Source organism: Cutibacterium modestum, from assembly GCF_008326345.1.
GTDB lineage: Bacteria > Actinomycetota > Actinomycetes > Propionibacteriales > Propionibacteriaceae > Cutibacterium > Cutibacterium modestum.
In genome coordinates, this window is record NZ_BJEN01000002.1 from 290,881 (window position 1) to 316,435 (window position 25,555).

General features: G+C 60.7%; 17 protein-coding genes and 2 pseudogenes. 3 read left to right on the top strand and 16 right to left on the bottom strand.

The window, feature by feature from the left end; translation table 11 throughout:
- Positions 1-207: 207 nt before the first annotated feature.
- The 7 genes from cydC to F1563_RS05925 all read right to left on the bottom strand — a co-directional run bounded on the left by cydC (position 208) and on the right by F1563_RS05925 (position 11,570).
- Positions 208-1,812, bottom strand: coding sequence for a thiol reductant ABC exporter subunit CydC (gene cydC, locus F1563_RS05895; protein ID WP_002529181.1), 1,605 nt, complete (start codon positions 1,810-1,812; stop codon positions 208-210).
- Entirely contained in the window at positions 1,809-3,377 is a 1,569-nt protein-coding gene (gene cydD / locus F1563_RS05900; protein ID WP_036958491.1) for a thiol reductant ABC exporter subunit CydD, read from the bottom strand. The genes cydC and cydD overlap by 4 nt, the downstream gene beginning before the upstream one ends.
- A gap of 75 nt (positions 3,378-3,452) precedes the next feature.
- Positions 3,453-4,526, bottom strand: coding sequence for a cytochrome d ubiquinol oxidase subunit II (gene cydB / locus F1563_RS05905; protein WP_002529179.1), 1,074 nt, complete (start codon positions 4,524-4,526; stop codon positions 3,453-3,455).
- A gap of 13 nt (positions 4,527-4,539) precedes the next feature.
- Positions 4,540-6,060, bottom strand: coding sequence for a cytochrome ubiquinol oxidase subunit I (locus tag F1563_RS05910; RefSeq protein WP_036974071.1), 1,521 nt, complete (start codon positions 6,058-6,060; stop codon positions 4,540-4,542).
- A gap of 162 nt (positions 6,061-6,222) precedes the next feature.
- Positions 6,223-7,728, bottom strand: coding sequence for an APC family permease (locus F1563_RS05915; RefSeq protein ID WP_002529177.1), 1,506 nt, complete (start codon positions 7,726-7,728; stop codon positions 6,223-6,225).
- A gap of 108 nt (positions 7,729-7,836) precedes the next feature.
- Positions 7,837-9,837: an ABC transporter ATP-binding protein gene (locus F1563_RS05920; protein WP_007434362.1), complete on the bottom strand. Its 2,001-nt coding sequence runs from the start codon at positions 9,835-9,837 to the stop codon at positions 7,837-7,839.
- Positions 9,834-11,570: an ABC transporter ATP-binding protein gene (locus F1563_RS05925; protein WP_002529175.1), complete on the bottom strand. Its 1,737-nt coding sequence runs from the start codon at positions 11,568-11,570 to the stop codon at positions 9,834-9,836. The genes F1563_RS05920 and F1563_RS05925 overlap by 4 nt, the downstream gene beginning before the upstream one ends.
- A 346-nt stretch (positions 11,571-11,916) precedes the next feature.
- Between F1563_RS05925 and lysS the strand changes: the two genes are divergently transcribed.
- A complete protein-coding gene (lysS, locus tag F1563_RS05930) occupies positions 11,917-13,449 on the top strand; it encodes a lysine--tRNA ligase (RefSeq protein WP_007433923.1) in 1,533 nt (510 codons plus the stop codon).
- A 160-nt stretch (positions 13,450-13,609) separates the two neighbouring features.
- Here lysS and F1563_RS05935 read toward each other — a convergent pair whose 3' ends face one another.
- Positions 13,610-13,891 carry a cell division protein CrgA gene (locus F1563_RS05935; RefSeq protein ID WP_002546718.1) on the bottom strand — a complete coding sequence of 94 codons (282 nt, stop codon included), beginning with the start codon at positions 13,889-13,891 and terminating at the stop codon, positions 13,610-13,612.
- Between the two features lie 120 nt (positions 13,892-14,011).
- Between F1563_RS05935 and F1563_RS05940 the strand changes: the two genes are divergently transcribed.
- Both F1563_RS05940 and F1563_RS05945 read left to right on the top strand, forming a co-directional pair.
- Positions 14,012-14,821, top strand: a complete 810-nt coding sequence (locus F1563_RS05940) for a DUF881 domain-containing protein (RefSeq protein WP_002529171.1) — start codon at positions 14,012-14,014, stop codon at positions 14,819-14,821.
- Between the two features lie 54 nt (positions 14,822-14,875).
- Positions 14,876-15,412: pseudogene (locus tag F1563_RS05945) on the top strand (glutamine amidotransferase-related protein).
- On the opposite strand, the gene pknB reads toward F1563_RS05945, so the two are convergent.
- The 8 genes and pseudogenes from pknB to F1563_RS05990 form a co-directional block, all read right to left on the bottom strand.
- A complete protein-coding gene (gene pknB / locus F1563_RS05950) occupies positions 15,390-17,306 on the bottom strand; it encodes a Stk1 family PASTA domain-containing Ser/Thr kinase (RefSeq protein ID WP_002546717.1) in 1,917 nt (638 codons plus the stop codon). The pseudogene F1563_RS05945 and the gene pknB sit on opposite strands and share 23 nt — an antisense overlap.
- 52 nt (positions 17,307-17,358) lie before the next feature.
- Positions 17,359-18,786: a peptidoglycan D,D-transpeptidase FtsI family protein gene (locus tag F1563_RS05955; protein WP_002529166.1), complete on the bottom strand. Its 1,428-nt coding sequence runs from the start codon at positions 18,784-18,786 to the stop codon at positions 17,359-17,361.
- Positions 18,783-20,180 (bottom strand): FtsW/RodA/SpoVE family cell cycle protein, encoded by a 1,398-nt coding sequence (locus tag F1563_RS05960; RefSeq protein WP_002529165.1) that lies wholly within the window; start codon positions 20,178-20,180, stop codon positions 18,783-18,785. Before F1563_RS05960 ends, F1563_RS05955 begins: the two co-directional genes overlap by 4 nt.
- Complete coding sequence (locus F1563_RS05965; RefSeq protein WP_149302600.1) at positions 20,177-21,664, bottom strand: protein phosphatase 2C domain-containing protein; 1,488 nt, start codon at positions 21,662-21,664, stop codon at positions 20,177-20,179. Before F1563_RS05965 ends, F1563_RS05960 begins: the two co-directional genes overlap by 4 nt.
- A 3-nt stretch (positions 21,665-21,667) precedes the next feature.
- Entirely contained in the window at positions 21,668-22,156 is a 489-nt protein-coding gene (locus F1563_RS05970) for an FHA domain-containing protein FhaB/FipA (RefSeq protein ID WP_036958504.1), read from the bottom strand.
- A 2-nt stretch (positions 22,157-22,158) separates the two neighbouring features.
- Positions 22,159-22,848: an FHA domain-containing protein gene (locus tag F1563_RS05975; RefSeq protein WP_002529162.1), complete on the bottom strand. Its 690-nt coding sequence runs from the start codon at positions 22,846-22,848 to the stop codon at positions 22,159-22,161.
- Between the two features lie 172 nt (positions 22,849-23,020).
- Positions 23,021-23,946: pseudogene (locus F1563_RS05980) on the bottom strand (glycosyltransferase).
- 482 nt (positions 23,947-24,428) lie between these two features.
- Complete coding sequence (locus F1563_RS05990) at positions 24,429-25,391, bottom strand: phosphotransferase (RefSeq protein WP_036958486.1); 963 nt, start codon at positions 25,389-25,391, stop codon at positions 24,429-24,431.
- Positions 25,392-25,555 lie beyond the last annotated feature (164 nt).

Consider the following 25,555-nt stretch of genomic DNA (forward strand, 5'->3'; position numbering starts at 1 on the left):
AGGGTGCGTGGTTGTATTGGCTGGTTTTCGGTGGTTTGGCGGTTGTGGGGTGGATTGGGTTGGTGGCTTTTCGGTTCTGTGGCTACGGAGGATGGTAGTGATCGGTCTTCCACACCGGATTACCACGTCTGGGGCAGGTGATTCAGTGGTGACAGGCGGTTCGTGGAGTGGTGCACTACGGCACGGGTTAAATGATCCTTACGATTCTTACCCGATTCGCCATACCCGGTCGCAGCGTGCCATGACGAGGGGATCGTGGGTGATGACGACTTTTGCTGCATTGGTCGTTGTCGCCCACAGGTCGTCCATGAGGGCCTCGGAGGTCTCGACGTCGAGGTGTTCGGTGGGTTCGTCGAGGATGAGTAGGTCGTGCGCCGCTGGATCGACAGTGGCGTCGTGGCTGACGAGTACCCGGGCCAGGGCGAGGCGCTGAGCCTCCCCGCCGGACAATGTCCCACCGTCCTCGGCAATAACTCGCCCCGGGGGCATGGAGAGTCCGGCCCGATCCAGGGCCGCGAGCACCTCCGACTCGGTGGCCTCCTTGCAGCCGATCCGCACGTTTTCGCTGATTGACGTCGCGAAGACGTGGGCGTTCTGGGCCAGATACCTCACCCGTCCGGTCGTCTTCACCGTGCCACCTAGCGGTGGGATGAGCCCCATGACGGTTGCGGCCAAGGTTGTCTTCCCGATACCTGACCGCCCGACGATGGCCACCGATTCCCCAGCTGCCACACTCAGACTCACCTCGGACAGCACCAGTTTACCACCTGGCCATCCGACAACCAACTTCTCGATAACCAAGGACGGTTCTTCCTGAGAACCACCGGCCGTGGGGGAGTCCCCCACCCCGATTTGTGGAGCATCCAACACCTCTGCCACCCGTAACAGGGCAGCCTTGGCCCGGGTGTGAGTCTGGGCGGCCCCAGTGAATGCTCCGAAGACCTCGTGGAGGGCCAGCGGGGTGAGCACCAACACAGCCAGTATTCGCCCGCCGATCCGGCCGTCGGCAACAGCATTGCCGCCGATCCACAGGGCCGAGACGACTGCTAACCCGGCCGCCAGAATCTGACCTGCAGTACCGAGGCCGCGCCCCCAAGCCGCCTTGCGTTCTGCGGTACGAAGCCGGGCGTCGACGTCCAGTACATCGGCCAGGATCGCATCCTGAGCACCGTAGGCCACCAGATCCGGCGCGCAATGGGCCAGCTCGCGGGTGCGGTCGGCCAGCTCACCACGCAGTGGCACTAAAGAAGAGTCGGCAGTCCGGGATAAGCGTTGAGTGATTGCCGGCATGACGACGGCCGCCAGCAGGGCCGATAACAGCAGGATTGCAGCCGAGGCCAATGAGAACCGGGCGAGCAGGGCCGTCGTCCCGATGATGACGAGGCTCGACGCACACGCTGGAACGATTACCCGCACGACCATGTCCAGCACCGCGTCGACGTCGGCGGTAACCCGTACTAGCAGGTCACCGCGGCGATGTCCCAGTAGGGTGGTGCGGGACAGCCGATCGTAGACCCGCATCCGCAATGCCCCCTGCATCCGCAGCGCCAGGTTATGGCCGACCAGACGCTCGGCGTAGCGAAAGACACCGCGGGAGATACCGAAGAATCGCACCCCGACGGCCGCGGCCTCCAGGTACAGCACCGGTGGCATCTCTGCTGCTCGTGACAGTAACCAGGCTGACACACCCATGAGGGCTACCGACGCCCCAGACGCACACGCAGCGAGCAGGGTTGAGATGACCAGCAGCCAGCGGCCGCGCGGGACATCCCGCAACAGAGTCCTGAGCAACTGGGTGGCTCGCGCGTTCATGCCATCACCTCCAGGTCGACGACCACGTCGGCCGCGTCGATGACATTGCGACGATGGGTCACGACGAGCACCGATGCACCTAACGCACGTACTGCCTCCAACACGACCGCCTCGGTGCTGGCATCAAGGCCTGCGGTCGGCTCATCAAGGACCAGCAGACCAGCTTTGGTTTGTCCCACCCGCACCAGAGCGCGCGCCAAAGCTACACGACGACGCTCCCCGGCGGACAGACCCTCGGCGTCGTCGTCGACTCGTTTACCCAACGAGATTGATGCGGCCCCACAGCGGTCCAAGGCGTCGCGCAGCACGGAGTCGGGTGCGTCCGGGCACCCCAGACGAATGTTCTCGGCCACCGTCCCGGCCATCATCGCAGGCACTTGGGGTACGTACGCTAACTGACGCCGCCACGCCTGCCACACCGACTCGTCGGCCCCGATGAGTTCGCGATCGCCGACGAGGATCGACCCGGAATCGGGGTCGATGAACCCGAGCAAGCAAGACAGGGCGGTGGTCTTGCCGCCACCGGAGTGCCCGACGAGAGCGACGAGGCTCCCGGGGTCGATGCGTAGGGATAACCCGTCGGGGGCGGGACGATCGGCGTCCTCATAGGTGTGCGTCAACCCATTGACGACCACCGGCACCTCGCGAGGCGAGGCGATCTTGACGTCGGTGCTGGAGGCTGCCGCCCGTCCGGACTCAATAAGCTCGAAGGAGACCTCTGCGGCGGCCATTCCGTCAGCGGCATCGTGGAAGAGCACTCCCACCTGTCGCACTGGCAGGAAAACCTCGGGGGCGAGGATGAGGACGAACAGAGAGGTCCGCAGGTTCATCTCGCCGGCAGCTACCCGGAAACCGACGGTCACGGCCACCAGGGCCACCGAGAGGGTCGCCAGCAGTTCGAGCACGAAAGAGGACAGGAAGCTAATGCGCAGGGTGCGCATTGTCTCGGATCGGTTGGCTGCCTCGGTGCGGCGCAGCCCCTCAAGTTGGGCGCGAGCTCGTCCGAAGACCTGCAATGTTGGCAGTCCAGCGACCAGATCGGCGAAGTGATTGGCCAGTCGGGTGGCCACCTTGAATCGCTTCGTCACTGCCGCCTCGGTCCGCCAGCCGATGAGTGCCATGAAGATAGGGATGAGCGGGATCGTCACGACAACGATGACGAGGCTGGTGAGATTGCTCAAGCCAATCGCGGTGGCCAGCACCACTGGCACGATGACGGCAAGCACAAGTTGGGGAAGGTATTTCGAGTAATAACCGTCGAGGGCGTCCAGGCCCGTTGTCACCAAGCTAATGAGGGTTCCCGACGGCATAGTGGCGTCAGTGGGACGCGACAACCTGGCTTGCAGGATGTCGCGTCGCAACTGTGACTTGACTGACGCTGAAGCCCGATGTGCCAGGGAGTCCTGCAACCAGGTGAGGCAGGCTCGGCCACAGAATACTGCTGCAAGCAGCCCGCACCAGATCGCCACACCGGCGAGACGATGGGTGGCGAAGACCGACGAGATGCCACAGGACAACAACCAGGCCTGTGCGAGGATAAGCAAGGCTACAGCCACACCCACCACACACAGACCTACGAGGAAGGGAAGAGTGACCCGCGCCCGGCGAACCAGGCGCGGGTCAAGTGGAGCTGCCACGGATCAAGCAGCCACCGCAGTGTCCGGGATGGCCTCCCGGGTGAGGCGCTTGCGGAACACCCAGTAGCTCCAGATCTGGTAGGCCAGCACGATCGGCACGAAGACGCATGCGCTGATCGTCATGATCTTCAGTGTCATGGGGGTTGCGGCGGCGATCCACATGTCGAAGGGGATCCCCGACGGGCGGTACCCCAGATTGCCGTACATGGCGACCATGCACGCCACGATCATGAGGGCGATACCCAAACCCGTGCACAGGAAGGCCAAGCCCTCGCGTCCCTTGTCAACGACTGCCGAGCCGGCGGCCAGTAGCACGACGACGAGCAGGCAGAAGGCCCAGGTAAGCGCCTGACGCCCGTCATCGGTGACGTACATGATGTTAAACATCAAAGCCCACACGAGGGCGATGACGGTGGCGGTCCAACCTAGCCTGGCCGAGGTCTTGCGAGCGCGATCGTGCATGGCGCCCATCGTCTTGAGCGCGATGAAGTTAGCGCCGTGTGCGCAGAAGAGCACCACGAACAGGACGCCGCCGATGAGGGCGAACGGGGTGAAGAGGCCCCAGAAGGAGGTTGTCACCAGCGGTGCGGTGCTGCCGTCAGGGGTCAGATGTGGGCCGACGGCCAAGCCGCGGACGAAGTTCGCGAAGCCGACGCCAAGCACGAGGGTGGGTAGGAAGGATCCGATGGTGGCCATCCAGTCGAAGGTGTTACGCCACGAGGAGGACGGGTGCTTCGAGCGGTACTCGAAGGAGACACCACGAATGATGAGGCCGAGTAGTACGAGCAGCAGCGGCAGATAAAGACCCGAGAACATCGTTGCGTACCAGCCGGGGAAGGCGGCGAAGGTGGCACCACCGGCGGTCAGCAGCCACACCTCGTTGCCGTCCCAGGTCGGGCCGATGGTGTTGACCATGAGGCGACGGTCCTTGTCGTCACGTCCCAGGAAGGGAAGCAGCATGGCGACGCCGAAGTCGAAGCCCTCCAAGAAGAAGAACCCAACCCACAGGACGGTGATGAGGATGAACCAGACGATTGTCAGCGGCGAGTGAGCAGCGGTTTCAAGAATGGGAAGCATGTCGATGACCTCCTCAGTACGCGAAGGACAACGGAGTGTCCTCGCCCTCGATAACAGGTTGGCTACCGGTGGGGAGCTCGGGCAGTCCTGCCTTGAGGGCCTTCCAGAACAGGCCCACCTCAACGACAGCTAGGATGCCGTAAATCACCGTGTAGGCGATGGTCGAGAAAAGCACGCTCCCGGCTGAGACACCGGGGGATACGGCTGCCGTAGTGGGCAACACACCCGCGACGATCCAAGGCTGGCGTCCCATCTCTGTAAAGATCCAGCCGAAAGAAATGCCGAACAGTGGCAGCAGGGGCAGGACGATCATAGAGAAGGTCAACCAGCCGTGCGGTTTCGGGTTGCGGCCACCACGCATCGCGATGAGCATGATGATGCCGATGACGGCGCCGATCATGCCGAAGGCGATCATGATGCGGAAGGTCCAATAGGACAGCGGGACGTTCGGTTCGAGCTTGATGCCGTTGGCGTCGATCTTCTGGCGCAGCACATTCTGGTAAGAGGATTGCAGGGAGGTTTGCGAGCCGTCCTTGCGGTGGTAGATGTACTCGTGAACCTGGTAGTTCTTGAGCTCGTTGATGCCCGCGATTTGCGAGCCCCACTTGCCGTTTCCAAGGAAACCGAGCATACCGGGGATCTTGAGGGCCCACACCTCTTCCGTGCCTTCCTTGTTGCCAATAGTCAGCACCGAAAGATCCGACGTCTTATGGTAGGCGCCCTCGGCGGCGGCCATCTTCATGGGCTGCGCGTCGGTCATGACCTTGCCTTGGTAGTCGCCACTCAGTACGACGCCGACACAGGCGACAATGAGCACCCAGGCGCCGAACTTCGAAGCCCAGCGCCAGGTGCGCACGCCCTCGACCTCTTCGGCGTCGGAGATCTGTGAGGTGGAGCGTCCCCGTGCGACCTTGGCCAAATGCCAGAACGCGATCGCAGCAATGAGGGCTCCGGCCACCATGTAGGAGGAGGAGATCTGGTGTAGGAAGGTCGCCTTGAAGACCGGATTGGTGAGAACAGCACCGAAGTCGGTCAACTCGGCCCGGTGGGTTGTGGGGTTGTACGTAGCACCGACGGGGTTTTGCATCCACGAATTGGCCGCAAGGATGAATACCGCGGAGATCATCGTGCCGATCGCAGTCAGGTAGATGCAGGCCAGATGTACTCCCTTGGGTAGCTTCTCCCAGCCGAAGATCCACAGGCCGATGAAGGTCGACTCCATGAAGAAAGCTACCAAGGCCTCGAGGGCCAGTGGAGCGCCGAAGATGTCGCCGACGAATCGCGAGTACTCGGACCAGTTCATGCCGAACTGGAATTCCTGCACGATTCCGGTGACGAGGCCGAGAGCGAAGTTGATGAGGAAGAGCTTGCCGTAGAACTTGGTGAGACGGAGGTAGCGGTCGTTGCGGGTCTTAAGCCACACCGTCTCCATCACTGCCACGAGCATCGACAATGCGATCGTGATCGGGACGAAGAAGAAGTGGTAGACCGTCGTGATCCCGAATTGCCATCGGGCGATCAGTTGGGCATCCATGACGCGCACCATACTATCTGGCGTCCCCAGTTTGGTTGGAATAAGGGGTGTTGAGTGAAAACTGTCCAATAGTCCAGTTGCGATGTCGAGTAGCGAGTGGTGGTCGGATCGCAACCGTAAGGACATCGGAGGCACTTGACGGTATATCGGTTCACGCCCCGATCACGGCTCGGTGGGGATATGCGCTTGACGTAGTGGAGCTCCACGCCAGTAGCCGAGTAGTGCCATGACGACGATGAACGCCAGGGTGCCGAGCGTCAGTGCTTCGAAGGAGGCATAGGAGACCCCCTGAGCCTGAGAGAAGTCGTGCGGCATTCCGACAAGGGCTTCCAGGGTGCCTGGAAAGATGCTCACCCATGACCCCAAGGCGACAAATGCCGTCGTCACTACGCACATGAGGATGAAGAACCAGTTCGGCCCGGCTCGGAAAGGCCGTTCGACATCGGGCTCGCTTAGCCGCAATTTGGCCGCGGAAGGAATGATAAGCAGATAGCTGAACAAGTAAGTCGTCACCGCCACCCCAAGGACGACATTAAAGAGGTCAGCACTGGAACCCGTCAGCTCCATCGCGGCGAGCATGAAAAAGGTAGAAACGATACCTGATAGCAGATTGACGTGTACCGGCGTCCCGAGCCGGGGGTGGAACTTCCCGAAGAATCCACCGAAGAAGGAACCGTCAGCAGCGGCCATGGCTTGCATACGATCGGACATGATCATCCACGCCGCGCCTTGACCGATATTCGCCAAGGTGAACATGACGACGGCTAGCACCATCATCGGCTCTGCCGCCGGGCCATATACCGAGAAGACGGTGTTGACGGCGTTTAGCAATCCGGAGACTCCGTCAATATCGGAGGGAGGCAGGACGAGCAGAATTGTCGCTACCGGAAGCAGGTAAAAGACGCCTGCCATAGTGGCTGAGCGGAGTATTGAGACCGAAACGTCGTGCTGGGCGTTGTGCATCTCTCCCGACGCGCTTGATCCGCCCTCAAAACCAAGGAAAGCGAAGAGTAGCAAAGGCGTCAGGGTGATGAATCCACTCAGGGTGGGAGAGAAGCTGCCAAGTCCGAGGGGTTGGACGCCGTGTTGGACCGCATACACGGTTGCAGTGACTAAGAACAGGCACAGGAAAGAAATCTTAAAGAAAGCACCAGCGGTCGGAATCCACTTGGCCTTAGCCAGGGAAAGGATAGCGGCGAACACCGTCAACCAGATGAAGGCCAGCTTAAACAGGTAGTCACCGGCAGATCCTGGGGAAAAGTGGACGAGGTGGTTGCGGGCAGCTTCTGCGTTGAGGAAGGCCATCGAGCCGCCCACCCACACCGGTTGGGTGATCCAGGTGAAGATGCTGGTGATAGCGGCAGCCGGTCGCCCAAAGGCACGTCGGGTCCATAGGTACACCCCTCCCTCTCCGACGAAAGCCGAGCCGGTCTCGGCAAAGATCAGGGAATAGGGGATGAGGAAGACGATGATGAGGAAGACCAGCCAGGTGAAGGTTTCAGGGCCTTCAGCTGAAACCGATCCCAGCATCTCCAACCCGACCACCGCCGAGACGATGAGGAAGACGATGTCGAATCGGTTGAGGGTGCGTTGTAGGACCTTCGTCTGGTCCTTCGCCATGTCGGTGTCGTTGTGGGCAGTGAGCTGGAAATTCTTGACCTCGGCCATGGGTCTCTTTCGTCGATGAGAACGACCGGCTGGGGGCTGGCCGGGCGCTGTGCCCTGGTGGACACCCAACTCACCTTAGAGCTTGGCGCTGACAACGGGTGCAGTGTCTCATTCGTGACTCGCCGCGTCGAACTGCGCTTGGTAGAGCTCGTAGTAGTGACCCTTGCGTTCCAGCAACTGACTATGGCTTCCCTGCTCGACAATGTTGCCGTGCTCCATGACGAGGATGAGATCGGCGTCCCGGATCGTGGAGAGGCGATGTGCGATGACGAAGCTGGTGCGTCCCTTGCGCAGGTTTGCCATGGCCTCTTGGACGAGCATTTCAGTTCGGGTGTCCACCGAACTCGTGGCTTCGTCAAGGATGAGTAGGTCCGGGGCCGTTAGGAAGGCCCTAGCGATGGTGATGAGCTGCTTTTGACCCACCGAAACATTGGATCCGTCCTCATCAATAACGGTGTCATAACCGTCGGGCAAGGTGTGGACGAAGTGGTCGACGTGGGCGGCCCGAGCGGCGTCAAGGATGTCGTCTTCGGGGGCGTCAGGGCAGCCGTAGGCGATGTTGTCGTGGATCGTTCCGCTGAATAGCCAGGTGTCTTGTAGCACCATGCCGAGTCGGGAGCGCAGTTCGGCGCGAGGGACGGTGGAAATATCGACGCCGTCGAGGGTGATGGCTCCGCCGTCAATCTCGTAAAACCTCATGAGGAGATTAACTAGCGTTGTCTTGCCGGCCCCGGTGGGTCCGACGATTGCAATCGTCTGCCCCGGTTCTGCGACCAGGGATAGGTCGGTGATGAGGGGATTGTTCGGGTTGTAGGAGAAGTGAACGCGGTCGAAGACGACGCGTCCCCTGGTGGCTGGGAGGCTCCCGTTGGCCTCGGCGGATAATTCGTCGGCGTCAAGGACCTGGAACACCCGTTCTGCGGAGGCAACCCCGGACTGCAGCAGATTTGCCATGGATGCGATCTGGGTGATCGGCTGGGTGAACATTCGGGAATATTGGATGAAGGCCTGCACATTGCCTAGCGGCATTTGGCCCTTCGCCACCCGTAGGCATCCGATGAGGACGATGATGGCGTAGTTGGCGTTGCCGAGCAGGAACATCACCGGGTGGATGAGACCGGAGACAAATTGGGCTTTGGCGGTCGCCCGACGCAATTCTTCGTTCCGCTCGTGGAATTCCTGGGCAACGGCCCGGCTGCGGCCGAAAGTCTTGACGAGGGCATAGCCGGAGTACGCCTCCTCCACCCGGGCGTTGAGCTCGCCGGTGGCCTTCCACATCTGGGCAAATTGCCCCTGGGCTTTTTTACCGATGAGTCCCGCGACGACCCCGGCGATCGGGATCACAACTAGGGAAATGACGGCTAGCAGCGGTGAGATCCAGAACATCATGATCAACACGCCGATGACCGTCAGCAGGGCGTTGAGAAGCTGCTGCAAGGTTTGCAACAAGGCTTGGGAGACATTGTCGATGTCGTTGGTCATGCGGCTCATGAGTTCGCCGTGGGGCTGGCCGTCAAAGTAGGACAGCGGCAGCTTTTCCAACTTGGCACTGACCTGACGGCGCAGGTCGTACATGGATCGTTGGATGGCGGTGTTGAGCAGGAACCCTTGCAGGAACATTAAGAAGGCTGCGCAGGCGTACAGGCCCAGAGCCCAACCCATGATGACGCCGAGTCGGTGGAAATCGACGCCGGAACCGATGACGACGTCAGGGTATTGCTGCAATAGGGTGATGATCTTCCCTCGATCCCCACCTTGGCCGGCCTGTCCGAGCTTGTTGATGAATTCGGCAGCTGTCATGCCCCGGGCCTCGGGAACGTGCCTGCCCAGTTGCTTTCCGACGATGCCACCGAAAATGACGTCGGTGGCGCGTCCCAGGATCTTCGGACCAATGACATTGAAGGCCACTGAAACCGCTGCCATGATAACGACGAGCGTCAGGGTGACGCGATGGGGTTTGAGTTGGCCGAGCAGTCGTTTGAGGGAGGGCCCAAAGGAAATGGGTTTTTCGGCAACCCGACCACCACTGTGGCCTCGTCGTGACGAGGCTCGGGCGATCTCGGCGTGTTCGTTCCTGGTTGGTGCCTGTGGGGAGCCTTTGCCGGTCATGCCGCCTCCTCGATCGATAGCTGGGAGTCGACAATCTCGATATAGGTGGGGCATGACCTAATAAGCTCGTCGTGAGTTCCCTTACCAACGATGCGTCCGGCGTCGAGGACCAGGATCTGATCGGCATTGCGGATCGTCGAGACCCGCTGGGCGACGATGAGCATCGCGGCGTCACCGCAGTTGGCTTCGAGAGCGGCTCTGAGTCGGGAATCGGTGGCCACGTCAAGGGCGCTGAAGGAGTCGTCAAAAATATAAATTTGGGGGTCTTTGACCAAAGCACGGGCGATGGATAGGCGTTGCCGTTGACCGCCGGAGACATTGGTGCCACCTTGGGTGATGGTGGCACCAATGTCTCCGTTCATCTGGGAGACGAAATCGTCAGATTGTGCGACGCGCAGGGCGTCCCAGAGCTCCTCGTCGGTAGCGTCAGAGCGGCCGTCACGCAGGTTCGACGCCACCGTGCCACTGAAGAGATAGGGTCGCTGCGGCACCAGGCCGATGCAGTTCCACAGGGTTTCGGGATCATAGCGGCGGACGTCAGTTCCCCTGACGAGTACTTGTCCGCCAGTGACGTCAACAAGCCTGGGGATGAGGTTAACCAGGGTGGATTTCCCCGACCCAGTGGATCCGATGATGGCTGTCGTCGTGCCACGGGCCAAGGTGAAGGAGATGTTGTGGAGGACCGGTTCAGAAGCGCCGGGGTAGCTGAATGTCACGTCGTGGAATTCCAGCAGGGTGGGATCATCGGGCAAGGCCGTCACGGGTTCGGGATCAATGGTGAGAGACGAGGAGGTGTGCAACACTTCCTCGATGCGGTTCGCGCATACCGAGGCTCGTGGCCACATGACGACAAGTACAACCGCCATCATGACGCTGATGAGAATCTGCATGAGGTATGTGGTGAATGAGGCTAAAACGCCGACTTCGGTCTGTCCGTTATCGATCCGCGTAGCCGCAAACCAGAACACCGCGATCTGGGACAGGTTCATGATGAGCATGACGAGGGGGAACATCGCCGCCATAGTGCGTCCGACGCTCACCTGGACGTCACGCAGGGAAGAGTTGGTGGCGTCGAAGCGGACTGCTTCGTGGCGTTCCCGGGCGAAGGCCCGCACGACGCGGATGCCGGTGACTTGCTCACGCACTACCCGGTTGAGGTCGTCAATGCGTTTTTGTTGACGCTTGAAAAGTGGCCCCATCCGGGAGACGATCAACCCCGCGCTAATGGCCAGTAGGATGACCGCTGCCACAATGATCCACGACAGGGCGATCTCGGCACGTACTGCCATAATGACCCCGACCACCATCATGATCGGCGCCCCGATGAGCACCGCCAGAGTCATGAAGACCAGCATCTGCACCTGCTGGACGTCGTTGGTCGTCCGGGTGATGAGTGATGGTGCTCCGAATGTGTTGATCTCTCGGGCCGAGAAGTCAAGAGTGCGGGTAAATACGGCGTCGCGGATGTCACGGCCCATTCCCATCGCTACCTGAGCGGCGAGGAAGACTGCACTGACCTGGCAGATAGTCTGTCCTAAAGCAACTGCCAGCATGAGAAGGGAATGGGAGGTGACATAGCTGGTGTCCACCTTCACGACACCCTTATTGATGATGTCTGCGTTGATGGTAGGCAAGGTCAGGGCCGCGATTTGGGCACAGACTTGCGTGACGATGATGATCGCTACCTGCAGTCGGTAGGCCCTCAGGTGTCGGGCCACGAGTTTTGTCAGCACGAGTGCTCCTCAGACGGGGACGTGCGCAACCGCCACCAGTTTGCCGACGGAGCGTAAACGACACGACCTTCACCCTAGTGGAGTTCGAGGTCGGTCTCCTGCGTGGCCTGACAGGCCGGTAGACTATGCGCCGCAGGAAGCGGGGCTGTTGCGAGGAGATATGAGACCGAAGTCGGCCCTTCTGGTGGCGGGGACTCTGCTAGCAATCACAGCTGTTTGCGCGCAAATTTCGTCCCGGTTGACTCATCTCAGCTCTGACGGTTCCGTCAAGGTGTGGCCTCGGATGTCCGTGGCTCCTGGTCTATCTGATCTCGTCGCTTCTCCGCTTTTTCGATAGAATTCCCCGGTGAATTCTGACACCGCATCCAGCCAGTCTCCTGACGTCTCCGAGCAGATGCAGGTTCGCCTCGACAAGCGAGCCCGGATCATCGCTGATGGTGGTCAGGCCTATCCGGTCGACTTGCTGCGCGACCACACCCTGGCGCAGATCCGTCAGAAATACACCGATGGTAACGGCAAGCTGATCTTGGCCCCCGGCGAGGAAACCGCCGATGAGGTCACTGTCGGCGGGCGCGTCGTCTTCGTTCGCAACACCGGCAAGCTCTGCTTCGCCAGTTTGCAAGACGGGTTTACTGAAACGTCCAATGGTGAGCGGCTGCAGGTCATGCTTTCCAAGGCTGAGGTGGGCGATGAGTCCCTGGCTGCGTGGAAGTCCGACGTTGACCTCGGAGATCATGTCTGGGTGCGCGGCCGGGTCGTTGTCTCGCGTCGCGGCGAGCTGTCCATCATGGCTGCTGAGTGGCGAATGGCCGCTAAGGCGCTGCGTCCGCTGCCGACTCTGCATAAAGAGCTCTCGGAGGAGACCCGAGTGCGCCGTCGTTACGTGGACCTCGTGGTTCGGGAGGAGTCCCGTCAGATGGTACGCACCCGTGCCGCCATCACCCGCGCGGTGCGTCGCGCCCTCGATGAGCGTGGTTTCCTTGAGATCGAAACTCCGATTCTGCAGCTGGTCCATGGCGGTGCCGCGGCCCGCCCCTTCAACACCCACCTCAACGCCTTCGACCTTGACATGAGCTTGCGCATCGCCCTTGAGCTTTATCTCAAGCGGGCGATGGTCGGTGGTACTGATCGGGTCTACGAGATGGGTCGGGTCTTTCGCAACGAAGGCATCGACTCCAGCCACTCGGCCGAGTTTTCCATGCTTGAGGCTTACATGAGCTGGGGTAACCAGTTCACCATTGCCGAGGTAATCAAGGACATCATCATGGCGGTGGCTGACGCTCTTGACATCCACCAGATTGAGGCCCCCAAGGGCACTATTAATCTCGACGGCGAGTGGCGTTGGGTGAGCGTTTACCCAGGCCTATCCGAGAAGCTGGGACGCGAGGTCACCCTCGACACCCCGTTGGAGGAGCTTCAGGCCATCGCGGCTGAGCACGAGATCGAAATAGACCCGTCTTGGGAAGCCGGCAAGGTCGTCATGGAGCTGTTCGGCGAACTCGTCGAGCCTGACCTCATCAATCCCACCTTCGTCTGTGACTACCCGGCCATCGCCCAGCCGCTGGCCCGCCCACACCGCGACGATCCCCGTATGGTTGAGGCCTGGGACCTCATCATTGGCGGCATGGAGCGCGGTACCGGGTTCTCCGAGCTCGTCGACCCGGTCATTCAGCGCGAGGTGCTGACCAAGCAGTCCCTCGCTGCTGCCGCAGGTGACCTTGAGGCCATGCAGCTTGATGAGGATTTTCTTGAGGCCCTGGAATTCGGCTGCCCACCTATGGGCGGTCTGGGACTTGGTGTTGACCGGCTGGTGATGCTCTTTACCAACGCGGGTATCCGCGAGACGATCCTCTTCCCGCTGCTCAAACCAGAACACTGACTCGAAGGTCCGCCGGGACTCCGGTAGACTCCTTGCTTCTTGTCGCCCAGGTGCCTGTGCCGGTTGTGTCGGGCCTGTGACACAACCGGCACAACTTTGTGTTTGTAGCTGATGTGTGGATGCGTCTAGGTACGGATGAAGGCGCCGATGGTTGGCCCGTTTACTTCCACAAGGTGGCGATGCCAAATCCGGCGGCCATGAGGCCCATGCCGATGAGAACGTTCCAATCGCCCAGGTCGCTTATGCCGGGGATCTGATTACCCGCGATGTAGTAGACGATCAGCCACAGCACTCCGAGCAGAAAGAGAGGGACGAAGACTTTCGGAACCCAGGCCCGATCTACCGAGGCAGTCTTCTTCTCGGCCCGGTGCTCGGCCATTGTGGCCCGGTTCTTGGCCTGGGCCTTCTTCTTAGCTTGCGGTCTGACCTTCGATTCGGGCACGGTGACTACTCCTGGGGTTCGAGGACACGCCCACCGAGCGTGATGGGACAAGTCTTGCTTGACTAGCCTAGAGGACGTTCGCCAATTCCGGCGACACGGGTCAGCCTGCCAGGAGGGACGATGAGCGACGATAACGACCCTGACGACGCCTCCTTCGATACCGACGAAGTGCAGGCTACGACAGACCCCTCTATTCAGAACATCCGGTCGGATTCGCGTCACCCCCGTCTGGCTAGACTCGCCACCGTGATTGTTATGGCCCTAGCTGGGCTCATGATGACGACAGCTGCTATCAATTCACGCGGTCGCGATCTCCGGCCCGAGCGTGACACCGACATGGCCACCCTGGTGCGCTCCCAGGCCAGCCACAACGCAGCCTTACAGAAAGAGGCAGCCGGTCTGCGAGCCCGGGTAGACAACCTTTCTAAGGCCGATCAGACCCCGGGCGTCACCTCCTCGACCGTCTCGTCAGCGTCGGCCTTAGCGCCGTCCGTTGGCTTGGGAGCTGTCAGCGGGAAAGCCTTGCGCGTTACCCTCGACGACGCACCCCTCAGCGAGAATCTAGACGGAGTCGACGCCAACATGTTGGTTGTCCACCAGCAGGACATCCAGATGGTTGTCAACACTTTGTGGTCTGGGGGAGCAGAAGCCATGACCATCCAGGGGCAGCGTGTCGTTTCTACCACAGCTGTAAAGTGCGTCGGCAACACTATCGTCCTGCATGGTGTGGCCTACGCCCCGCCCTACGTCATCGAGGCAATTGGCGACCCCGATGCCGTGCAGAAGACTCTCGACACCTCGGAGGCGGTGCGCATTTACAAAGAGTATGTGGGAGCCTATCAGCTTGGGTGGTCGGTCGAGAGGGCTGGCGAAGTTACCATGCCCGCCTACACCGGTACTCTTGTCATGAACCACGCCACGCCGCGTTGAGCCGGGGCACCGCACGCAGGCGCAACGCGGGAATGATGGAGTCTCGACGTCAACTTGCGCCACAATGACCCCACGACAGCCAGGATCCTCGTCGTCGACAACTATGACTCTTTCGTGTGGAACCTTGTCTCCTATCTAGGTCAGATCGGTGCCGGCACTACGGTCGTTCGTAATGATGACCCCCTCTTCGAAGATCCGCAGTGGTAGCAACCCTTTGATGGCATCCTGCTGTCACCCGGGCCGGGGCATCCAGAGGACGCTGGGGTATGCGTCGGCATCCTGCGCGGTGCCTGCCATCCTATCTTCGGCGTGTGTCTTGGAATGCAGGCCATGGCCCTGGCAGTGGATGAGGTTCCCGCCGAGTTGGAGGTGACGGCACGTACGGATACCGGCGTCATCATGGGGTTGCGTCACCGCGGCCTGCCGGTCGAGGGAGTGCAATTCCATCCCGAGTCGGTTCTGTCCCAGCACGGTCACCAGATGCTCGCCACCTGGCTGGTGGAATGTGGAGATGTTGAGGCCCCGGCGCGCGCCAGTCAGATGAGCCCGCTGATGAGCGCGCCGGGCTTTAGCGGCTCGACGACGGGCTAGCCGTGGGCATTACGGTCGTCGAGGGCACCGAGGTCGTCGGAACCGGAGCGATTGACGACGAGGTCGGTTCTTTGGACGGGATAGAGCTCGTCGGAGGCTCGCGAGTCGGTTCTGGCGGCGCCACGGCAACGAGTACCTTGATGGCCGTCGATCTGTTGGCGATAGCCCCGTAATCCGGATCCTGACTAAAGACCGTGCCCGGAGCGGCAGAGGACGTCCTCTCCCGCTCCACCGAGATGGAGAATCCACTCGATTCGGCGGCTGAATTAGCCTCTTCGACGCTCATGCCCTTGAGGTTCGGCACCACGGACTTGCCGGTAGCGATCGTCAAGGTGACCTGCTGATCCGGGGTCAGCGACGTTCCGGCCCCTGGGCTGACAGCGTCGACGGTTCCAGCCTTCGCTGAACTCGACTCAGTCTTGGGGTCGTCGTTGGTCATCTTGATCTGGCCGTCTGAGAACCCGGCATCCTTGAGGGCTTTAATGGCGTCGCCTTTAGACGAGCCGATGATACCTTGCGGGATCGTTAGCTGCTTCGGGCCATCGTTAACCGTGATCGTCACGTTGCTGCCCGCAGGAACCTTTTGATTAGCAGCGGGACTCTGCGAGACAACCTGGTTGGCGGTTGACTCGTCTCTTTGAACGTGGTTGACCTTGACCTTCAGACCGGCATTTTCCAGGGTTGAGGTTGCTCCTTGCTGGCTCAAACCGGTGACGGCCGGAACGTTGACCATCTTCACCGCGCGGGACGGCGTGGGAGGTGCAGACGGCTCCGAGGACGAATTAAACATTTTGTGTAACCCGAATCCGAGCAGGGCAAGCAACACCACGACCACGATCGTTACGACCACAACTGGCCAACGTCTACGACGCGGCTCCTCAGGCTCCTGGGGGCTGTCAGCGCGAGCGGGGCTGGCCTGGTCTTGCTGATCAGCAGTGGCAGGGACGGGACGGGTTGCAGCGGCAGCCGCCGTAGCGGTCGGAATGAGGTGAGTCTGCTCCTCGGTATCAGCTTCAGGATCGGCGTTAGCCTGCATCGCAAACGGCTCGCGCCCCGAAAGCAGGCGATCGATGTCGTCACGCATCTGCTTGGCAGTCTGGTAGCGATCCGCCGGATCTTTGGCGAGCGCTTTGAGCGTGATGGCATCCATCTGAGAAGTGATCTCGGTGTCCAGAGAGGATGGCGGGGCTGGAACCTCGCGAACGTGCTGATAGGCTACCGAAACCGGAGAGTCACCGACGAACGGCGGGCGCCCCACCAGTAGCTCGTAGAGCAGACAGCCGGTGGCATAAATATCAGCGCGATTATCGACGGTCTCGCCGCGAGCCTGCTCAGGGGAGAGGTACTGGGCGGTGCCAATGACAGCGGCCGTTTGGGTCATGGTGGCGGAGGTATCAGCTACCGCTCGTGCGATACCGAAGTCCATCACCTTGACGTAGCCTTCGCGGGTGAGCATGACGTTGGCTGGTTTAATGTCGCGATGGACGATGCCGGCCGCGTGGGAGTAGCTCAGTGCATCGAGCACACCTTGAGTGAATTCCAGGGCGCGACGGGGGAGGATCTTGCGACCGTCACGCAGCACGTCGCGCAGGGTATGACCGTCAATGAGCTCCATGACGATATACGGCACCTGCAGGCGGGTGGTCGGGTCCTTTGTTTCACCGGTGTCGTACACGGCGACGATATTGGGGTGATTGAGCCGCGCAGCCGACTGCGCCTCGCGCTGAAACCTCGCCTGGAAGGTGTCGTCACTGGCGAGGTCGGTGCGCAGCTTTTTGACCGCGACGTCGCGGCCGAGACGGTGGTCGCGGGCCTTCCAGACATCGGCCATGCCGCCACGACCGATGAGGTTTTGCAGTTCGTAACGCCCGGAGAGCCAACTCTCAGCGCTCATTGAGGGATCTCCTTTGTGTTGACGTAGTGGGTGCTGGGTGTTTGTCTGCTCGTCATCTCATCGCCTCGATGACATCTCTGGCGACGGGAGCCGCGAGTCGGCCTCCTGAGACTTCGTCGATGTCGGTGTCTGAAGACTGAATAAAGACCGCTACTGCGACGTGTGGGTTGTCCGACCACCCGACGAACCACGCGTACGGGGCCTTACCTTTCACCGTCTGAGCGGTACCGGTCTTGCCGCCGACGTTGACGCCGTCAATGCGTGCCCTCTTGCCAGTGCCGTTGTTGACCACTGAGACCATCATCGACTTCAACTGCTCGGCCGACTCCTTCGTCATCGGCTGAGACATCTGTTTCGGGTGATGCTCAGAGACTACTTGCAAGTTCGATGCTCGTACTTGTGCGGTGAGGTAGGGGGTCATGAGTTTGCCGTTATTGGCAATGCCGGCAGTCACCATCGCCATCTGCAGCGGAGAGGCCGCGACGTCAAACTGACCGATGGAACTTTGCGCCAACTGGGCATCGGTGAGGTCCTGGGGGAACTTCGATGCGACTGACGAAATATCGGAGCCGACCGTCTTGCCAAACCCAAATCGCTCAGCTTGATCCCGAACCTTGTCCTGACCCAGACGTACACCGAGCTTGCCGAAGGCGGTATTGCACGAGACATCGAGGGCATGGGTCAGGGTGATCTGGCTGCCCCCGCAGTTGGAGTCGTTCGTCAGCGGGGTGCGAGTGCCCGGCAGAATCCAGTTTTCCGGTGCGTCGACTTTGGAATTCGGGTTATACCCGTTCTGGAGAGCTGCTGCGGCCGTCACTAGCTTAAATGTCGAGCCCGGAGCGTAGATCTCTCGGGTCGCCCGGTTCGACAATGGAGACGACTTATCCGCGACGAGGTCCTTCCAGGCCCGGGTGGTGTCATCGAGATAGTGGGAGGCAAGGTCGTTGGGATTATAAGAGGGGGAAGACGCCATAGCCAGCACTGCGCCGGTGGTGTAGTCCATCGCAACAACGGCGCCCTTCTTACCCTTGAGCCCGCTCCACGCGGCATCCTGCGCTTTAGCGTTAATCGTCGTAGTGATGGAGCCGCCCTCAGGCTTGTGACCAGATAAGGTACCCGTGATGCGGGAGAGCCACTGGGCGTCGGAAGTTCCGGTGAGCTGGGCGTTTTGAGTTTGCTCCAGCATGGAGCGTCCGTAGTAGTAGGAGTAATACCCAGTGATCGGGGCGTACTTCGGCCCCGAAGGGTACACGCGTTGATAGGCGAACTTGCCATTGCTTGACGTTGTGGTGGCGATCGGCATCGAGCCGACGAGGATATTTCCGCGGTTTTGGGAAAACTCCGCATCACGCACCCGAACGTTGCGGGGATCGTTGTTGAGACCGGCCTGGCGGAACATAGCCGAACCCGTGAGGTTAACCATGAGGGCCAGGAACATCAGCCCGGCAAGCAAAGAGACTGCGCGAATCTGCTTATTCATCGTGTGTCTCCATTCGAGGTGATTGCTTGTGGCGGATCAGATGCCGGGATGGTGGCGACAAAATCGTCGGCAGGCTTTCGGTTCCGGTGCGAGACAATCATGATGATTGCGACGATGACCCAGTTTGCGATCAACGAGGAACCACCTTGGCTCATAAATGGCGTTGTTAGGCCGGTCAACGGCAGGAGACGAGTGACACCACCGATGATGGCGAAGACCTGTAGGGCGAGGGTGAAGGACAAGCCAGCAACCATGAGTTTGCCGAAGTCATCACGGCAACCGAGGCTGGTACGCATTCCGCGAGCGGTGAGGATGAAGAAGAGCACGATGACAGCCATGAGACCCGTGACCCCGAGTTCCTCGCCTATGGACGTAGCAATGAAGTCACTCCACGCCAGCGGAACCATACCGGGACGCCCCAACCCCCAGCCACGCCCGGCTAGCCCTCCCCAGGCGAGCCCGAATTGTGCCTGGATGATCTGGTAGTTCTGGCCGTAATTGGTGAAGGGATGTAGCCATGAGTCGAAGCGAATTCGTACGTGGCCGAAGAAGGCATAGGCCAGAACAGCCCCGCCGAAGAAGCTCACCGCTCCCAGAATGGCCCATCCAACTCGCTCGGTGGTGATGTAGAGCATCACGACGAACATGCCGTAGAACAGCATTCCAGTGCCCAGGTCGTTTTGGTAGACGATGACGAGCATCGTCGCTACCCACATGACGGCAATCGGCCCAAGGTCGCGGGCTCTCGGCAGAGTAATTCCGACGATCTTGTGCCCGGCGCGGGACAGGACGTCACGATTATCGACGAGGTAGCCAGCAAATGCGATAGCTAGCACGACCTTGGAAACCTCGGCTGGTTGGAAGGTATAGGAACTAACGTGGATCCATACCCGTGATCCCAATTTCTCCATGCCCAGGCCTGGTACCAGGGGTAACATGAGGAAAGCGAGACCAATGATGAACAACACGTACGGGTATCGCTGCAAGTTGCGATGGTCACGCAGGATGAGCAACGTCGCCACGAAGAGGATAATGCCCATGGCCGTCCACAAAGCCTGGGTTTCCATGCGGTGATGGTGCGGGTTAGGGATGTAGTCGATGCGATGAATCATCGCTAGCCCGAGCCCATTGAGAGCGAAGACGATGGGCAGGACTACCGGGTCGGCATAGGGGATGACAATCCTCACGAAGATGTGCGCGATGACTGCAACTGCTAACCACACACCACCGACGATCGTCCAGGTAACTGGCAGAACGTGGTTGATGTTGAGTTCGGTGAGAACCCAACCGCCAAAGCCGATAGACCAGGCGATAAGGAGCATGAAGAGTTCTGTCCAGCGCCTCTTGGCCTGGACGACGACGGTGCCATCATCAAATTCCTGTCCGATGCTCATTGGCAATCCCCTGAGTTGACGGCCGGGAGGTCGACCTCATGATCTGATGCGCTTGGCGAGGGCATCGCGGAAGTCGGCGTCGGTATAGCCGGCGTTGGTACAGCAGACGGCTGGGTCGTGCGATAAGCGCTCGCAGCGGGCCCGTTGGCAGAAGGCCGGGGTACCGGGGGGGCCGTTGAGGGTTTAGCAGGAGTCGGCGCAGCGGTAGCCGCTTCCCTAATCGCCTTGCACTGCTGGGCCCCAGTATGCAGCTCAGCAACCGTGGCATGGGCTGAATCCATAGAAGAGACCCGTATGTTTCCCGAGACGCGGTCTCGGTAGTAGCGGGGAAGATCAGCAGTCTTGATGTTGGTTTTCTCGGCAACGTGGGATAGCCGGATCCAGGCTAGGTTGTCGGGTGACCCCTGGTAGATGGCTACTGTGTCGTCGTAGGTACCGACGTAGTACTGCGTGTTGAGGTAGGCGCGAGTGCCGAAGACACCTCCGGCCACCACAGCGACGAGGGCCAGGATGACGACGGGCCACAACCAATGGCGGCGGTGACGGTGCGTGGAGTCAACCGGGGCATAACGCATCGACTCTTCGGCCTCGGAATCAAACAACACGGTTGACTTGCCGTCGTTCTTCGGCGCGGATGGAGGTTGATCGAGGGGCAACGGGGCGGTGGCCTCATGCTCGGGTACCTTGCGAGTCGTGGCTGCGCCAATGATGTGCGGTTCGGAAGCGTCCAGGGTGGGGTCAGCCTCGACGACCTCGGCAACAACGATGGTGATGTTGTCAGTCCCGCCGCCAGCGTGGGCATCTGTTGTGAGCAGATCGACGACGTCTTCGAGATTGGTGGTGCTGAGGTGCTCGGCGATCGTGTCGTCATTGACGAGACCGCATAGCCCGTCGGAGCAGAAGAGGATGCGGTCGCCCAGCCGAAGATCCACGATTTGGGTGTCCGGGATGTGCTGAGGTTGACCATTGAGCACCTTGAGCAGGAGGGAGCGGTGCGGGTGCACAGCGGCCTCCTCAGGGGTAATCCGCCCATCGTCAATGAGGGACTGCACCCATGAGTGGTCATGGGTCATCCGCTTCATCCGGCCTTGACGCAGCAAGTAACCACGGGAGTCACCGATGTGAACGATGCCGAGTTGAGTGCCAGAGAACATCGCGCCGCAGAAGGTCGTTCCCATTCCCTCAAGGGAGGAATCCCACGCGACGAGGTCGGCCAGCTCGTCATTGGCGTCGGCTACCGCACCAGACAACACGGTGAGCATCTCCTCACCTTGAGGGCAGGCGGGGGAGTCTTTGCCGTAGAACCTTCGGTCGGCCTTAGCGACGTGACGCACCGCGACGGTCGAGGCAAGGTCACCTGCGGCTGCGCCTCCCATGCCGTCAGCGACGACGAGCATCCTTGGGGAAACGTATCCCGAGTCCTGATTGTTGCGTCGGACCAGACCGATTTCGGAATGGCATCGAATATCGAGAGAGAAGACCATAGCTCACCGCCCGCCGGTGACAGTCATGGTGGTCCTGCCGATTCGCACCTCGTCCCCCACCGACAGGCGCGTCGGATCGTCGATGCGCTCACCGTTGACATGGGTGCCATTGGTCGAAGCCAGATCCTCAACGAACCATGCGCCGTCGATCCCTGAGCTGAATTCGGCGTGGTGGGAGGAGGCGTAGTCGTCGTCAATCGGTAGGGTGCAGTCGTTGCCGCGCCCTACCGTGACGCCGTTGGCCAGCGGAACATACGTGCCAGCCCGACTCCCCGAGATGACCTGCAAGCCGGTTGGCGCCGGGGCCGGCTCACGACGACGAGCTTTGCGGCCTTTGCTGCGTCGTCCGGATTCCACGACGGCCGCTCCAGTGTTGAGAGGAACCCGGTGACCGTAGATATCGGTACGAATGACATTGGTGGCAAGCAGGATGAAGCCCCACAGCACCGCCAGATAAGCAACACGTAATAGTATGACGAGAAATTCGCTCACGGTCACATCCTCGTTGGCGAGTGAACCAGCATCCTCGTCGAGCCAATCTCGATACGTGACCCATCGCCGAGCTCGGTGCTGGCGACCTTGACGCCATTGACTGTCACGCCATTAGTGGAGTTGAGGTCCTCAATGGACAAGCCGATGCCGTTGCCCTGGGGCCAGACGTTGATACGAGCGTGGAGACGAGAGATACCTGGATCGTTGATGCGGATGTCGGCGTCAGAACCACGGCCAATCGTCAGCCCTGGAGGGGTGAGGGGGTGGCGCACCCCGTTGACTTCCAGCACGAGTGGTGCACGCCGATCTGAGACGGCCTTCGCGTTGTTTTCCCCGGTCAAGACAGTGAACTTACCTACCGGAAGGGAATCGTCCAAGTCGTACCGAATGTGGATAGGCCCGTTGAACACGTAATGACGTTCACTGGCGTGGTCGCGTAGGGTCGGGATGATCTCGGCGTTAAGGGTCTTGGTATAAGGGACCAAACGCTCATAATCACGGCTCGACAGCCGGACGACGAAGTCATTCGGGACTAGTGACTTGTCGCGGGACAGGATTTGTGCCTCGGAGTCGAGCTCGCGCTGTAGCCGACCGGCGATCTCAACTGGTTCAACCTCGCCCCGGAAGGCGCGCGCGAAGACGCCACTGACGGCACCTCCGATCGATTTCTCGACCTTGTCCAGGAATCCCACCCGGCTCCTCCTTCCGGCTTCATGTCGGGTTGGGCACCCGTTTCGCACAGGTGACCACCATGCGAGTGTACCCAGAAGGTTGGACGACGCCCCGCGCAGACCGTGTTCCGCGTGGCGTGTGTGGTGGGGAGCGAATGTGTTTTAGACACGTCACGCACCGTTGCGAAGGGTCTCAGCGGCGGCTACGCCCAACATTGAACATGAGGTCGAGCCATGCATTGCCGGTCTTCGCGCTAGCGTGATCGGAAAGGACTTCAGCGACAGATTCCGTTGGATCCGGCGCAGCGGAGCGTCAGCCATGCCCTGGGCCAGCGCGCTAGACAATTCAGCGGTGGCGAGATAGCCGCACCGTGACAAAATGTCAGCTGCGGCGGGGGTATCGGCGTGAGCGACTGCGGGCAGACCGGCGCTAGCAGCGTCGAGAATTCGGGAGGCCTGATCCTCCTTGCGGGTTACGACGAGGGCCAGCTCGCTCTGATTCATGATTGTTTCCTCGGACCCAGCCGGGTAAATACCGACGTCGCGACGGGCCGCTACTGCCGAACGGGCCCTTGACTCGTCGTCAAGGCACACTTCCAAGGACCAGCCAGGCACAACTTGGCAGGCGCGGTCGAAGGCGACGAGGACGTCAGCAAGCTGCTCATCGGTGTATGGGCCGAGCAGGACGATTCGTTTGGGACGGTCGCCAGGAGCCTTGTCAGGATCAGTCGCGAGCAGGACGACGACCGGGCGGTCTGACCGGTCAGCCCCCCGAAGGTCGACGACCTCGTCGAGACGACAGGGATCAGCCACGATAATTGCGGACTGGTGGTCGAGGCTTTCACCGAGTTCGTGGCGCGCATTCTCCTGACGGTGCCGCGACCATTTCGCCAGCACCTTGTGTGCCGGGGTAGCCATTGACGAGATGGGCTCCTCGGCTCCCACAAGTGGAAGCTGCGACACCTCGATTCCGCGCCGGGAGAACTCCTCAGTGAGATCGGCGACGAGGCGGTTAGGGCAGTCATCGCCTGCGGCGGTCACCATGACAATGCGGCGGAATCCGCGGGTGACGTGGGTTGCGCGATTGATGGTCTTGGCGAGACCGAGATCGAGGTGCATGGTGCTTATTCTGCCGTGCGACGAGGGCTCATGGAGTCGACGCGAGTTCAAGATTTCTTGGAAGTTCATCCAACCCGTCGACGTAGGGGTTTTCCGGCTGTGCTGGACCTGTATCGAGGGGCAATGATGGCAACTATCGTCGGGTTTATTAGGCTTTTGGCGAGTGATTTATTGTGTATTGCTCGAGGCGATGCAGACAGACGGCGGTTTTCCACTTGAAGGTTCCGATCTGGGTGCTCATCGGTATCGTGATAAATGACGACGTGCTCGGCGTGAGTAGTGCGTCGCGGGCGGGAATGTCTCGGGTCTCCACAACGCGGAGTTGCGTCACAACGGCGTTGGTGAAAGTGAAGTCCTCGTTGAACTGAAGACGGTACGCTGAGGCGGGCGGGGACTTGGGAGTCGTCACATTATCCACTTAAAGGGGCTCTCAGATAAATTGGCGTGTTTTTGTGTTCCGAATCGGGAGGTCAGTTCGGCGGTCACGCGAGATGTTCGGAGGCCCACAACCAGGCGCGTAGGCGGCTTGCCCTCTCGCGTTGGAATTCGCGGAATTGCGGCATTCCAGCGGGGTCTGGCTTGCGGCACTCGCGTTCTGAAAGCCCTAATACGGCGACGAGAAGGTCAACGATGGGTTCGACGGCTGGTTCGCCATGGGTGGAGGGGGAGAACTCCGCCGCGACGCGCTTGACTAGGTTGTCGGCGCGATTCCACCGTGGGGCGTCAATCGGATCGGTGTGGATGATGTCAATGATGAGGCCAGCAGCGTCTACCCATGCCGGGCCGATCACGGCGTGGGACCAATCGACGAAGACAGCTCCGCTGGTTCGCAACAGTACGTTGTCGGATTGGACTGCGCCATGGATGACGGTGTCACCGGGGGCGTGGTGGGCGAGCCGTTCGACGCGTCCGGCGAGGTCGGGTAGGCGCTCGATAAGCCAGGGGTCGAGGTCAGCGGGGGGGTCGGCCATGAACTGTTCCCACACTGATGGGGTGTTTTGTAGGCGTGCTGAGAATGACTCCCACGGTTCATGAAAACCAGCCGTCACCTCAGCTAAGCGGGACAGGCTCGCAAGGGTGGTGTCGATGTCGTCGTCAGACCAGGGAAGCTTGGGGTGAGACCACTCGATGTCCGAGGTGACCATGCCCACCCATCCATCGACGTCGATGCGACCGAGTAGGCGTGGAGCGGGCGCAGTGTCGGGGAGGAAGGACAGCAAGGTGGTTTCGCGACGATTGAGGCCGGGGATGTCCTCGTTAATGGCGGGGTGGCCAACCTTGACGAACGCGTGGGAGCCGTCAGCGGTGACGACTCGCGATGCCACGCCAGGGGTGGTGCCGTGTGTCTGGACGGTATCGACGGAAACCGGGGACCCTAGGATCTCGGCGACCCGATGGTGAACCGAATCAGGTAGCTGATCCCAGCGGACTCGTGACGGTTTCATGGACGCCTCCTTGTGACCCTGGCCCATACGATAGTTCACGGCACGGTCATCGTGGCGGTACCTAGGTTCTAGGGGGAAGTGCAACACCTTCTAGCGTGTGAGTGTTCAAGTCATTACGTGGAGGGTTTTGCTTCCTTGGGTTGAGGGTACCGGCCTGCCGGTCC

What these genes read in the sequence shown, in the direction of transcription:
- cydC (WP_002529181.1), bottom strand. Translation starts at nt 1,812, where the DNA reads ATGAACGCGCGAGCCACCCAGTTGCTCAGGACTCTGTTGCGGGATGTC.
- cydB (WP_002529179.1), bottom strand. Translation starts at nt 4,526, where the DNA reads ATGCTTCCCATTCTTGAAACCGCTGCTCACTCGCCGCTGACAATCGTC.
- F1563_RS05910 (WP_036974071.1), bottom strand. Translation starts at nt 6,060, where the DNA reads ATGGATGCCCAACTGATCGCCCGATGGCAATTCGGGATCACGACGGTC.
- F1563_RS05915 (WP_002529177.1), bottom strand. Translation starts at nt 7,728, where the DNA reads ATGGCCGAGGTCAAGAATTTCCAGCTCACTGCCCACAACGACACCGAC.
- F1563_RS05920 (WP_007434362.1), bottom strand. Translation starts at nt 9,837, where the DNA reads ATGACCGGCAAAGGCTCCCCACAGGCACCAACCAGGAACGAACACGCC.
- F1563_RS05940 (WP_002529171.1), top strand. Translation starts at nt 14,012, where the DNA reads ATGAGCGACGATAACGACCCTGACGACGCCTCCTTCGATACCGACGAA.
- pknB (WP_002546717.1), bottom strand. Translation starts at nt 17,306, where the DNA reads ATGAGCGCTGAGAGTTGGCTCTCCGGGCGTTACGAACTGCAAAACCTC.
- F1563_RS05955 (WP_002529166.1), bottom strand. Translation starts at nt 18,786, where the DNA reads ATGAATAAGCAGATTCGCGCAGTCTCTTTGCTTGCCGGGCTGATGTTC.
- F1563_RS05960 (WP_002529165.1), bottom strand. Translation starts at nt 20,180, where the DNA reads ATGAGCATCGGACAGGAATTTGATGATGGCACCGTCGTCGTCCAGGCC.
- F1563_RS05965 (WP_149302600.1), bottom strand. Translation starts at nt 21,664, where the DNA reads ATGGTCTTCTCTCTCGATATTCGATGCCATTCCGAAATCGGTCTGGTC.
- F1563_RS05990 (WP_036958486.1), bottom strand. Translation starts at nt 25,391, where the DNA reads ATGAAACCGTCACGAGTCCGCTGGGATCAGCTACCTGATTCGGTTCAC.